The 12,273-nt window shown below is 53.6% G+C and carries 10 protein-coding genes, 1 pseudogene and 1 riboswitch; of the genes and pseudogenes, 10 read left to right on the top strand and 1 reads right to left on the bottom strand.

Annotated features, from left to right (window positions below):
* Positions 1-78 precede the first annotated feature (78 nt).
* From Q9245_RS08630 to Q9245_RS08610, 5 genes are all read left to right on the top strand, one after another.
* The gene (locus Q9245_RS08630; RefSeq protein WP_305896744.1) at positions 79-1,065 is read left to right on the top strand and encodes a GTP-binding protein; all 987 of its coding nucleotides are present in this window, start codon (positions 79-81) and stop codon (positions 1,063-1,065) included.
* A gap of 189 nt (positions 1,066-1,254) precedes the next feature.
* Entirely contained in the window at positions 1,255-2,760 is a 1,506-nt protein-coding gene (nhaB, locus tag Q9245_RS08625; RefSeq protein WP_305896743.1) for a sodium/proton antiporter NhaB, read from the top strand.
* An 82-nt stretch (positions 2,761-2,842) separates the two neighbouring features.
* Positions 2,843-3,670 (top strand): ABC transporter substrate-binding protein, encoded by an 828-nt coding sequence (locus Q9245_RS08620; RefSeq protein WP_305896742.1) that lies wholly within the window; start codon positions 2,843-2,845, stop codon positions 3,668-3,670.
* A gap of 43 nt (positions 3,671-3,713) precedes the next feature.
* Positions 3,714-3,947, top strand: a riboswitch (cobalamin riboswitch).
* A gap of 174 nt (positions 3,948-4,121) precedes the next feature.
* A complete protein-coding gene (locus Q9245_RS08615) occupies positions 4,122-6,890 on the top strand; it encodes a ribonucleoside-diphosphate reductase subunit alpha (RefSeq protein WP_305896741.1) in 2,769 nt (922 codons plus the stop codon).
* Positions 6,891-6,918: 28 nt separating this feature from the next.
* Positions 6,919-7,977, top strand: a complete 1,059-nt coding sequence (locus Q9245_RS08610; protein WP_305896740.1) for a ribonucleotide-diphosphate reductase subunit beta — start codon at positions 6,919-6,921, stop codon at positions 7,975-7,977.
* Positions 7,978-8,001: 24 nt separating this feature from the next.
* Here Q9245_RS08610 and Q9245_RS08605 read toward each other — a convergent pair.
* Positions 8,002-8,774: pseudogene (locus tag Q9245_RS08605) on the bottom strand (tyrosine-type recombinase/integrase).
* A 242-nt stretch (positions 8,775-9,016) separates the two neighbouring features.
* On the opposite strand from Q9245_RS08605, the gene Q9245_RS08600 reads away from it, so the two are divergent.
* The 5 genes from Q9245_RS08600 to Q9245_RS08580 all read left to right on the top strand — a co-directional run bounded on the left by Q9245_RS08600 (position 9,017) and on the right by Q9245_RS08580 (position 12,194).
* On the top strand, positions 9,017-9,490 hold the full coding sequence (locus Q9245_RS08600; protein WP_305896739.1) for a hypothetical protein: 474 nt from the start codon (positions 9,017-9,019) through the stop codon (positions 9,488-9,490).
* Between the two features lie 82 nt (positions 9,491-9,572).
* A complete protein-coding gene (locus Q9245_RS08595; protein WP_305896738.1) occupies positions 9,573-10,475 on the top strand; it encodes a nucleotide-binding protein in 903 nt (300 codons plus the stop codon).
* Positions 10,476-10,567: 92 nt separating this feature from the next.
* Positions 10,568-11,287, top strand: a complete 720-nt coding sequence (locus Q9245_RS08590) for a hypothetical protein (RefSeq protein ID WP_305896737.1) — start codon at positions 10,568-10,570, stop codon at positions 11,285-11,287.
* A gap of 90 nt (positions 11,288-11,377) precedes the next feature.
* The gene (locus Q9245_RS08585; protein ID WP_200205344.1) at positions 11,378-11,710 is read left to right on the top strand and encodes a YnfA family protein; all 333 of its coding nucleotides are present in this window, start codon (positions 11,378-11,380) and stop codon (positions 11,708-11,710) included.
* 97 nt (positions 11,711-11,807) lie between these two features.
* The gene (locus Q9245_RS08580) at positions 11,808-12,194 is read left to right on the top strand and encodes a VOC family protein (RefSeq protein WP_305896736.1); all 387 of its coding nucleotides are present in this window, start codon (positions 11,808-11,810) and stop codon (positions 12,192-12,194) included.
* The last annotated feature ends 79 nt before the right edge of the window (positions 12,195-12,273 follow it).

Below are 12,273 nucleotides of genomic sequence, written 5' to 3'. Positions count from 1 at the left end.
CACGCTGACAGGTTTTTTAGTTGCGGCCGGTTTCCGGCCGTAACTTTTTAGGCGATTTGGTAAAGACTTAATAAAAAAATGGCAAACACCCCGGCACGCATACCCACGCACCTGGTACTTGGCTTTCTAGGCGCAGGCAAGACCACGGCAATTCTTAATCTGATGAAGCAAAAGCCAGCAGGCGAGTGCTGGGCGGTGTTGGTCAACGAGTTTGGGGAAGTGGGCATTGATGGCGCCATGCTGTCGAATCAGGGCGTGGCGGTGAAAGAAGTGCCAGGCGGCTGCATGTGCTGCGTCTCCGGGCTGCCTATGCAGATTGGTCTCAACAGTTTGATCAGTTTTGCGCGCCCTGACCGGCTGTTCATCGAACCCACGGGGTTGGGGCACCCGGCCCAAGTGATTGAAACGCTGACCGGTGAGTTCTATAGGGACGTTTTGCATCTTTCCACGTCCGTTTGCCTGGTTGATCCGCGCAGGCTTGAAGACGAGCGGGTGCTTGCCAGCCGGCAGTTTCATGATCAGGTAGCCGTAGCGGAGTTGTTGGTGGCGAGCAAAGCCGATCTGTGCACACCCGAACAGCTAGCCCGGTTTGATGTTTGGGCGAGTGACTGGCAACCGGCAAAGCGGCGCATTGAGCAAATCAGTGGAGGGCAGCTCCCTCTAGAATGGTTGGCAGGGGATTCTGACCAACTTCCGCCTCAGTTTCCTGAAGCTCACCACCATCACCACAACAAAACTCTGGAGGAAAAACCCTCACTGGCGGAAGAGCCCTGGCAGTCGTATTTTAACAAGGGCGATGGCTATACCAGCATGGGCTGGCGCATCCACAAAAACACCGTGTTTGATCCGATCGCTCTGCAAAGTCTGGCCAGTAACGAGGACTTTGAACGCTTTAAAGGGGTGGTGCACACAACCGATGGCTGGTGGATGTTAAACGCCGTGCAAGGCACACTAACGCTCCTGGAAACGGAGCCCGCCGAGGAATCACGGCTGGAAATTATTAGCCGAACGCTGCAACCCGATGATCTGGATCATCAGCTTCGCGCAGCTTGCTTTATTTCTTAAGCGAATGACTTTAAGGTACGGCTTCCTGATTTACTGAAGAGTCGTTGGCCGTGATCCTATAACGACTCCAAGTCCTCTGCATGGCGCCCATGCAGGGGCGTTTTAGCCAGCACCAAGCCGACTATTATCAAGGAAAGTATGGGCGCCACCCCGTAACCTATTAACGCCCACTTTCAAAAGAACCCAGCAATGCCCAACTCCATCGTGTCCGGCTTTAAAAGTAACTTCCTCGGCAACGCCCCCGTCTGGTACAAACAAGTCATCCTGTTGTTTTTGATCGCCAATCCCATCGTGATGTACGTGTTCGGGCCGGGCGTTGCGGGCTGGTTGTTGATTGGTGAGTTTATTTTCACATTGGCAATGGCGCTCAAATGTTACCCGTTGCTGCCGGGCGGGTTGCTGGCGGTGGAAGCCTTGCTGATTGGCCTGACCACCGCCGATGCGGTTTACAACGAAGTGCTCACCAACTTCCCGGTGATTCTGCTGCTGATGTTCATGGTGGCGGGCATCTATTTCATGAAGGAGCTATTGCTGGTTACCTTCACCCAAATACTGGTGGGTGTGCGCTCCAAATCGGCACTCTCGTTGCTCTTTTGTATTGCCGCTGCGATCTTGTCCGCGTTTCTTGACGCACTCACCGTTACGGCAGTGATCATCAGTGTTGCGGTCGGGTTCTACTCGGTGTATCACAAGGTTGCCTCCGGTAAGGGATATCAGCAAAAAGATCACAACGCCAACAGTGACGATGACGTGGTTGAACTGCACCGGGAAGATCTCGAAAACTTCCGTGCCTTTTTGCGCAGCCTGCTGATGCACGGGGCCATTGGTACCGCGCTCGGTGGTGTGGCCACCATGGTCGGGGAGCCGCAAAACCTGCTGATTGCTAAAGTGGTGGGCTGGGATTTTGCGGGCTTCTTCTTGCACATGGCGCCGGTGAGCTTGCCGGTTCTCGTGGCCGGGCTGTGTACCTGTTGGGCACTGGAGAAACTGCGCTGGTTTGGCTACGGCGGCCGTTTGCCGAAACCCGTGCGCCGGGTGCTGGAAGAGTTTGCCGAAAACGAGCGCACCAGCCGCACGGCTTCCGATAAAGCCGCGCTCTGGGTTCAGGCCGCTGCGGCGGTGGTGCTGGTATTGGGGCTTGCGCTCCACATTGCTGAAGTGGGGCTGATTGGCTTGCTGGTGATCATTCTGATCACCTCGTTCACCGGCGTGATTGATGAGCACAAAATCGGTAAAGCCTTCCAGGAATCGCTGCCGTTTACCTCATTGTTGGTGGTGTTCTTCGCCGTGGTGGCGGTGATCCACGAGCAGCACCTGTTCAAGCCGATTATCGACTACGTTCTGAGCCTGCCGGAAGGCCAGCAGCCGGGCATGTTCTTCCTTGCCAACGGCATACTGTCCATGATCAGCGACAACGTGTTTGTCGCAACGGTGTACATCAGTGAAGTGAAGCAAGCGCTGGATAGCGGCAGCATCAGTTACGAACACTTCCAGACCTTGGCCGTAGCCATCAACACCGGCACCAACCTGCCCAGCGTAGCCACACCCAATGGCCAAGCGGCGTTTCTGTTCTTGCTGACCTCGGCGATTGCGCCTCTGGTGCGTTTGTCCTACGGCAAGATGGTTATTATGGCCTTCCCTTACACATTGGTGATGGGCGGCGTCGGCTTGTATATGGTCACTCACGCTTTCTGAACCAGTGTGAGTATTGCGTTGCACAGACAATCCTGTGATCTGTTACTCTTCTCTATCGCTAAAGAGATTCCAGAGAGTTGTTATGCGCCTTAGCCTTCTCATACCCAGAGCTATGCACCGCTTCATCGTTGTGTTGTTGAGCGGGCTTTGGCTCACAGGGGTTGTGGGTACTGTGCACGCAGAAAATATCCAGCACACCGAGCCAGCCACCCGCACCCTGCGAGTGGCTTACATGGAGTTCCCTCCGGTTACCTATCAGAACGCGGAGGGTGAGCCGGAAGGCGCGATGCTGGATGTAACCCGCAAGGTGGCCCGTGAGGCGGGCTATGAGCTGGATTTCCTGTATCTTCCCGTTAGTCGCGCATACCTCTATCTGAAAAAGGGCAGCATCGATTTCGCGCTGGGTTTGACCAACGTGCCTGCACTGCAGGATGCCGTGATCGACAGCGAGATCAATCTGGTGTCTGTTGTACTGAGTGCCTGGTACCGCGAAGACCAAGCGCCGATTACGCACATAGACGATTTTCGCGACCAGGTGGTGATACTGATCAACGGGTTCACCTATGGCGGCCTTCGGTCATGGCTGGAACAGCAGGGCGACATCCGGATTACCAACGCACCGAGCCACCGCTCGGCTATTGATATGCTCAAGCGTGGCCGAGGGGACTACCTGCTGGATTACCGTGATCCGGTGCGAGAAGAATTAACGGATTTTTCGGATGCGATACTCCGGGAAACCGAACTCCGAACCCGAAAAGGGGCCTGGTTGTTCTCAGCCGCCACACCCTGGGCGAAAACCCTTCGGGCAGAGTTCGACGCTGCCTACCACCGATTGGCGGAACGAGGTGAGTTACCGCCGGCCGACACCCGTGATAAATCCATTCTGTTACCGGGCTTTCCGGCCCTCTGAGCGGCAATCCTGCGCTGATCTTGTTTCTCTATGAGTTCGTGTATATAGTTGTGGTGTCTCTGGCTAGCTACCAGATGTTGTGTTTTGAGCGAATTTCAAACACTTCGATCAAAAGGTAGCCGGGAATCCGGTGAGAATCCGGAACTGACGCGCAGCGGTATTGGGGAACGAGCGTGGCATAACGACACTGGCAACCGCCGGGAAGTCGCCACACAAGGCCGAACCACAAGGTTCACGCCCCTGAGTCCGAAGACCTGCCAGAGACGTGTTGTTTTCTATCGCCACGAAGAAAACAGCTCGACTGCACCTTCGCGACTCAGGCGCCTGCATTTTGGCACCCTAAGGTGAGCAGCAACGAACATGGCACAGCGACAGCCCGCTCGGGTTGATGCTTTGTTCGTCCTGCGTACGCGAAGGTTATAGAACCCACGCGTATTCAGGAGATAACGGTATGTCTGCTACAGCCCTGGCCGAACCGCGGCCCACCTCACCGTCCGACACAGAAGCCCTGCAGGTTATCAAGCGCAACGGCAATCTGGTCAGTTTTACCCCGTCTAAAATCAGCGTAGCCGTTACCAAAGCCTTCCTGGCGGTTGAAGGCGATCAAGCCGCCGGATCTGCCCGAATTAACGATGCCGTCCACCGCGTAACCGAACAGGTTGTGCAGGCCATCAGTCGCCGCCTGAAAGCCGGTGGCCGGGTACACATTGAAGACATCCAGGATCAGGTAGAACTGGCCCTGATGCGCGCCGAAGAACAAAAAGTGGCCCGCGCCTACGTACTCTACCGTGAAGAACACGCCCGTGAGCGCGCCCAGCACGAACCCGTAGAAGCGCACCCTCATCTCACCGTAAAACAAGCCAGTGGCCGTACCGTACCCTTGGACTTAGGCCTGATGAAACGCCAAGTCGAGCAGGCTTCTCAAGGGCTGGAAGGCATTGAAGGCGATTCGTTGGTGGAAGAGGCCATCCGCAACCTCTACAACGGAATCGACGAAGCCGAGGTACTGAGCGCCCTGATTATGACCGCTCGTGGCCGTATCGAGCGTGAGCCCGACTACAGCGCCGTGACTGCCCGTTTGCTGCTGGAACAACTGCGCCTTGAAAGCGTGACCGCTCTGAATCTCGACACCAGCCTGAGCCTTGCGGAGGTTTATCCACAGGCCCTGAGCGCCTTTATTCACGCCGGCATTCGTTACGAACTGCTGGACGAAGCCATGGCCGCGTTTGACCTGGAACAGCTGGGCGCGGCGATCAAGCCCGAGCGCGACCAACAGTTTGGTTTCCTCGGCCTGCAAACCCTGTACGACCGTTACTTCCTGCACTGGAAAGAAGACCGCCTGGAACTACCACAGGTATTCTTCATGCGTGTGGCCATGGGTTTGGCGCTGCGTGAAGACGACCCCAACAGCCGCGCCATCGAGTTCTACAATCTTTTGTCGTCGTTCGACTACATGGCCTCCACGCCCACGCTGTTTAACAGCGGAACTCGCCATTCCCAGCTTTCGTCCTGCTACCTCACCACCGTGGGCGACGATCTGGAAGACATCTACGGCGCGATTCGCGACAACGCCATGCTCTCGAAATGGGCTGGCGGTTTGGGTAACGACTGGACACCCGTGCGCGCATTGGGCTCCCGCATCAAAGGCACCAACGGCCAAAGCCAGGGCGTGGTGCCGTTCCTGAAAGTGGTGAACGACACCGCCGTCGCCGTAAACCAGGGCGGCAAGCGCAAAGGCGCGGTGTGTGCCTATCTTGAAAGCTGGCACCTGGACATCGAAGAGTTTCTGGAACTGCGTAAAAACACCGGTGACGAACGCCGCCGTACCCACGACATGAACACCGCCAACTGGGTGCCGGACTTGCTGATTGAACGCATGCGCCAAGACCGCGACTGGACTCTGTTCAGCCCCAGCGACGTGCCCGATTTGCACGACCTGTACGGAAACGAATTCCGCGAGCGCTACGAGCATTACGAAGCACTGGCCGCGGAAGGCAAAATCGAGCTGTTCAAAACCATCCCGGCCAAACAGCTGTGGCGCAAAATGCTGACCGTACTGTTTGAAACCGGCCACCCGTGGATCACTTTCAAAGACCCCTGCAACTTGCGCTCGCCGCAGCAGCACAAGGGCGTAGTCCACAGCTCCAACCTGTGTACCGAAATCACCCTGAACACCAGCGCCGATGAGATTGCCGTGTGCAACCTGGGCTCGGTGAATCTGGCGGCTCACATCGCCAATGGCGAGCTGGATGTGCAGCGCCTGGAGCGCACCGTAAACACCGCCGTGCGCATGCTCGATAACGTTATCGACATCAACTTCTACGCCGTACCCCAAGCACGCAATTCCAACCTGAAGCACCGCCCGGTCGGCCTTGGCCTGATGGGCTTCCAAGATGCGCTCTACGCACTGGGCCTGCCGTACACCAGCCCGCAAGCGGTGGAATTCGCCGACGTGGCCATGGAGCAGCTGAGCTACTTCGCGATTCGCGCCTCCGCCCAGCTGGCGGCGGAGCGGGGCGCTTATGAAAGCTACGAAGGTTCCTTGTGGAGCCAGGGCATTCTACCCATCGACTCCATCGAACTGCTGAAAAACGCCCGCCGCGAAGACGACATCAACGTGAATACCGACAGCCGCTTGGACTGGGCGCCGGTACGCGAACTCATCGCCCAGCACGGCATGCGCAACAGCAACGTCATGGCCATTGCACCCACCGCCACCATTTCCAACATCGTGGGCGTGTCGCAATCCATCGAGCCGGCGTATCAAAACCTGTTCGTGAAATCGAACCTCTCTGGCGAATTCACCGTGGTGAACCCCTCGCTGGTGCGTGACCTCAAGGCGGTCGGCCTGTGGGACAACGTGATGGTGAACGACCTCAAATACTACGACGGCAGCGTGCAGCAAATTGACCGTATACCCACCGAACTGAAATCCCGCTACGCCACCGCGTTTGAGATCGACGCCCGTTGGTTGGTAGAAGCCGCCTCTCGCCGTCAGAAATGGCTGGATCAGGCCCAGAGCCTGAACCTGTACATGGCCGAACCCAGCGGTAAAAAACTGGACGAGTTGTACCAGCTGGCGTGGGAACGTGGCTTGAAAACCACCTACTACCTGCGCTCACTCGGCGCCACCGGCGTGAACGAGCAAGCCGCCCCGGTTGCCGCGCCGCAGCCACAAGTGTGCAGTATCGACGAACCCGACTGCGAAGCCTGTCAGTAACCACTTACTTATTCAGAGAGGCACAACCATGTTGAATTGGGACGACGAAACCAAACCAAAAAGCCAGCCCGCTGCAGACAGCAGCGTGGCCCCGGTGAACGTAGACGACAAACGCGTGATCAACGGCGAAACCGACGTAAACCAGCTGGCGCCGTTCAAGTACCCGTGGGCTTGGGAGTTCTTCATGAACGCCAACAAAAACCACTGGACCCCGCTGGACGTGAACATGGCGCAAGACGTTCACGACTACCACCACCGCCTGAACCCGGCGGAAAAGCACGTGTTCGAAAACGTGGTGGCTTACTTGACCACCTCCGACATACTGGCCATGCGCAACATCGGCCTGGCGGTGATGGAAAAAATGACCGCGCCGGAGCTGCAAATCTACCAGGCGCGCCAAGTGTACGAAGAGGCCTTGCACACCTGGACCTACCAGCACTGCATTGAAACCCTGAACCTGGACCAGAGCGAAATCTACAATCGCTACCGCGTGGTGCCGCAAATCAACGCTAAAATCCAGATGGCCAACCGCCGGCTGGACGCCGCCATGCGCCCCGACATCAACCTGCGCAACAAAGACGACCTGCAAGAATTCATCATGTCGTACCTGTTCTTTGCGGCGGTGTTTGAAGGCTGCTGGTTCTACAACGGCTTCAGCCCCATCTTCGCCCTGCAACGCCGCGGCCTGATGCGCGGCACCGGTGAGCAGTTCCAGTACATCCTGCGCGATGAAGCCATGCACTTCGCCTTCGGCCTGAAAGTGGTGAACCAGATACTGGAAGAAGAAAACATCAGCCTGGACCCGAAGGCCGTGCGCGAGATGTGGGAAGAATCCGAAGCCGCCGAGCGCGACTACGCCAACTATATTCTGCGCGACCCGATACTGGGCTACTCCGCGGAATACCACACCGAACAATTCCGCTTTGTGGCCAACCGCCGCGCTCGCACCGTAGGGCTGGAAGACCCGTTCCCGGGCGCGAAAAACGTCTCGCCCTGGCTGGATGAGCAAGCCACCATGCGCAAAGAAAAGAACTTCTTTGAAACGCGGGTAATTGAGTACCAGACTGGGGCGCAGTTGGAGTGGTGAGTACTCACAAACGCTGAGCTGCATTCATCCCAACGGACTGCGAACCCCCGCAAAACCTTGCCCAAGAACATGGGTATAGATTTGGGTGGTTCGCAGGTCGGCGTGGCCGAGGAGGTCCTGCACGGTGCGAATATCGTTGCCACGTTTTAGGAGTTCAGTGGCGAAGGTGTGGCGGAAGGCAAGGGCATACTGACAGGGTGCAGAAACTCCTCACTACGCTGCTGCCAGGCTTTGCGGATGTTCTCAACATGGCTCTGCAGTGGCTCTATAAGCGTGGCAGGCAATAAGGTGGTTCTATCCTTGGCGCCTTTTCCGTCGCGCACGGTGATTACCTGCTGTTGAAAATCTAGATCCTTGATGCGCAGACGACAGGCCTCGGTTACCCGCAAACCCGAGCCATACATGAGGGATGCTATCAGCTTATTAGGTTCACTGAGATGGTTGATGATGCGCATCGCTTCATCGTGCGTGAGCACCACGGGCAACTTACGAGGCTTCTTTGCCCGGACTACCTCTCCAATCTCGCCGAGTGGAGTCCCGAATACCTTGTCGTACAAAAACACCAAAGAGTTCAGCGCCTGTGCCTGCGTGGCTGCCGCAACATTGCGATGTACGGCAAGCCAGGTCAAAAACTCATTAACCTCCGGCGGGCCCATATCTCGTGGGTGTTTCATTTGGTGGAAACGAATGAAATAGCGAATCCAATACCAATAGGTTTTATCGGTACGAATGCTGTAATGATTAACGCGAATCACCGCGCGAACCTGATCGCGAAGGCGAGGTTGCTTTCCTTGCATTTTGGGCCTCCGTGCCAAAAATATAACTGTATATTTGAACAGTATTATTGGTGGCGCAGATCACAGAAGTCAAATGATTACGTAGTAGGCTTCTAAAAACTGAGCTAAGCTTTTGTTTTACGTGTTTTTGATCGGTGTACTGGGGTTCGAAAAATCCGTGATAACGAAGCAGTCAATTTTTCGCAATCACTGAGACATCGATCCAATTGCTGTTATATTTTGACCGAGTATTGGAGTTCTGAGTGGATTTGACCTGGATTGGTGTTGTGGATACGGCTGTAAAGATTGGTCTCGGAGCCGCCATATCGAGCGTTTTTGGTTACTTTGTGTTGGTCAAAAAGCAGGAGCATGAAAACGACCAAGAGCAACGGAGATTTTTCTATGCTCTTCAAGAGGAAAAGAAGTCGAAATATGTAGATTTCCTATCTTTGTCACAAAAGCTTATTCAAACCTATCTCTATAGCAGCTGCTCTCCTGCTTCCGATGACTACAACCAGTACCTCCGTGCTTTTAATGAATTGCAGATAATCTCCGACGACACAATTCGGCTGAAAGCCTACGAAGCGATGTATTCTGTCCAGTCGTTTATTTGTTTGAGCAAAAATCAACAAGAGACCGGCTTGCTTGACACAATGGTGGCGGATGCCCGAGAAAAAATATCTCTGTTTCAAAAAGTGGCGCAGCAAGAGGTTACGAGACACTATGAAAAAATATAACAATTGGCTGTTGTCGGACGCACCTGCGCTGGCGCTCCGGTACGCCGCAAAGCCACAGCGTTAGCTGTAAATAGGGAAAGAAATGTATAACTTATTCATGGGTTACATTGGCCCAGAAGAAACTGAGAACGAAGTGACGGTCTCTGCCTCCCGCTTCCTTGAGTACACTGATTCAGAAACTCAAATGCGGTATCGCAATCTCGGTCCGGATGTAGTGCGGGAAATTAAGTCATATCCGTGCCTATTTATGCACGAACACTGCGAGGGGGGCGCATTCGTTGGCAACATCACGAACATCACTGCTTCGGGTAGAGATTACCGCGTAATCTTTGAGCGTGACGAAAGTATCGGAGTTATTTCTACTGAAAATATAGAAAGGGTCGCACTCGAGTTAGGTATTGAAGAGTATGAATTCTTTCGGACACATTGGGCTATAAAAAATATTGATCTCCAGAGAGTTCTTAAAGAAAACAATATAACCAATGCTAATAAAGACGTGCCAACGCAAGATCTTCCAGAGAATAAGCCAGCTGAAGAGGGCGCGCAATTTAATAGAGATCAGGTGTTTATTGTTCATGGTCATGATGAGCATGCGAAAAACGATGTCAAATCTTACGTTGAATCTAAAGGGCTTGAGCCGATAATCCTTCACTTGCAAGCTAGTGGTGGTAGAACGATTATTGAAAAGATTGACCATTATAGCAACGTAGGTTTTGGCATAGTCCTTTATACAGAGTGTGACGTTGGCGCAAAGCGCGACAGCCTCGGCTATAAATGGAGAGCCCGTCAAAATGTTGTTTTTGAGCATGGTTATCTCATTGCAAAATTATCAAGATCACGTGTAGCTGCTTTAGTGAAAGGAACCGTTGAAACGCCTAATGATATAAGTGGTGTTGTCTACATAACCATGGATGCCGCGGGAAATTGGCGAAGTGAATTAGATGCTGAGTTGAGAAATGCGGGATACGATATCGAACACAGCTAACAATTGAATCAAGCCGACCAATTTTCCGCGGCCGCTCCAAATTGTCGGCTTATTCAGGGCGTTATACTAATTAAAGAGGTCAGTGGTGAAACGTGAGTGATGAAAAAGAAGACAATCAAAAGCGGCCTGCAAAGGAAAGCACCCATCACCACTTGAGGCTGCATTATCTTATTATCACCCTTGTCTATTTCGTCGGAGGCGCTATTGCGTATGAGATTCTATCTCGACCTGAAAGCCAAGCCACCTTGGTTACCCTGCTGTCATCGGGAGCAATTCTAGCGACGTTTGGTTCCGCAATTGGAGCCATCGGTTTGATTTGGCAGACAGACCTACATGAACGAGTCCGCCTAAATGTTGACATTCTTTATAGAGACATTCTGGAACAAGAGAGTCCGTGGAGAAGGTGGCCGTTTCTCCCCCGAGCCGCTAAGAGGCGTCTTTTAAATGGGGATTTGCACCAGCTCACGCTAAGCAATCCAGAAGTTCCGTTGGATGTTGGAACGCATGTTATTCGAATTCATCTTCCTACAGTAATGGAAGACTACTTCGACCTGCCATTGTTCGCTAATTTCTGGCCATTATTCCGGTTTCGAAGCTCTGCTCACACCGTGTTCGGAAGAAAGAAAAAAGAAGAGAAAAATGAAGAATCAGGCCTCTCACCTTCAGACGAGTACATGGCTTATGAATGTATGCTCGATATTTGGTCAGCGATTTTGAAGTTTCGTGTATCTAGATACATCATCCATATTGGATCAGGATTTACGATCTTTGGTGCACTGCTAACTGGATTTTATTCGGCCACATTCGTATAACCAGGCGCTGCTGGCGGACAATTTTTCCGCTGCGCTCCAAAATTGCCGCAGAGCGCGGCGTTATGTGTTACTGCCAAGGAGTAGGTTGTTTTGCCTGAGTTGAAAACAATTGGCCTTTTCCTCGTTACCGCATTTGCAGAAATTGTCGGCTGTTATCTGCCTTACCTCTGGCTTCGCGAGGGCAAAACTATTTGGCTTTTGGTGCCTGGTGCATTGAGTCTTGCAGCATTCGCCTGGCTGCTTTCATTGCATCCGACAGCCGCTGGTAGGGTCTATGCTGCTTACGGTGGCGTTTATATTTTCATGGCAATACTTTGGCTGTGGGCAGTAGATGGCATCCGTCCAACTGCTTGGGACTTGGTAGGCTCAGCCGTTGCGCTGGTAGGTATGGCAATCATCATGTTTGCGCCGCGCACCACATAACCAGTGCATTAAATTCGTTCCGGCCCGATGGGCCTCCACCGGACGCCCTAGTCGGGCGCCGTTTATGCAGGCGTTATGTTGCTAGGAGAGCCTCGTTGTGATCTTGAGACTTGACCATTTTGTACTCACTGTTCGCAGCATAGAGGATACGGTTCGCTTTTATACGGATGTCCTCGGTATGGAGCAGGAAATTTTTGGTGAGGGAAGAGTTGCGCTGAAATTTGGTGCCCAGAAAATCAATCTGCACCAATCGGGTAAGGAGTTTGAACCAAAAGCTCGCACTCCTACGCCGGGTTCGGCAGATGTATGTTTTATTACCGAACTGCCTATCCACGAGGCTTACGATCGAGTTTCAGAAAAAAAGGTTCAAATCGTAGAAGGCATTGTTTCGCGCACAGGGGCGGTAGGGCCAATACAATCCTTTTACTTCAGAGATCCCGATCAAAATTTGATCGAGGTTTCGTCGTACGGAACCGCAACATAACCAGTCATTCAAGTTCGTTCCCGGCCTGGCGTCCGTCCACCGGACGCCCTAGTCGGGCGCCGCTTAATATTGGCGTTAG

This window comes from Marinobacter sp. MDS2, assembly GCF_030718085.1.
Classification (GTDB): domain Bacteria; phylum Pseudomonadota; class Gammaproteobacteria; order Pseudomonadales; family Oleiphilaceae; genus Marinobacter.
The sequence above is the reverse complement of the archived record's forward strand: the minus strand, read 5'-3'. Positions and strand labels throughout refer to the sequence as shown.

What these genes read in the sequence shown, in the direction of transcription:
- Q9245_RS08630 (WP_305896744.1), top strand. Translation starts at nt 79, where the DNA reads ATGGCAAACACCCCGGCACGCATACCCACGCACCTGGTACTTGGCTTT.
- nhaB (WP_305896743.1), top strand. Translation starts at nt 1,255, where the DNA reads ATGCCCAACTCCATCGTGTCCGGCTTTAAAAGTAACTTCCTCGGCAAC.
- Q9245_RS08620 (WP_305896742.1), top strand. Translation starts at nt 2,843, where the DNA reads ATGCGCCTTAGCCTTCTCATACCCAGAGCTATGCACCGCTTCATCGTT.
- Q9245_RS08615 (WP_305896741.1), top strand. Translation starts at nt 4,122, where the DNA reads ATGTCTGCTACAGCCCTGGCCGAACCGCGGCCCACCTCACCGTCCGAC.
- Q9245_RS08610 (WP_305896740.1), top strand. Translation starts at nt 6,919, where the DNA reads ATGTTGAATTGGGACGACGAAACCAAACCAAAAAGCCAGCCCGCTGCA.
- Q9245_RS08595 (WP_305896738.1), top strand. Translation starts at nt 9,573, where the DNA reads ATGTATAACTTATTCATGGGTTACATTGGCCCAGAAGAAACTGAGAAC.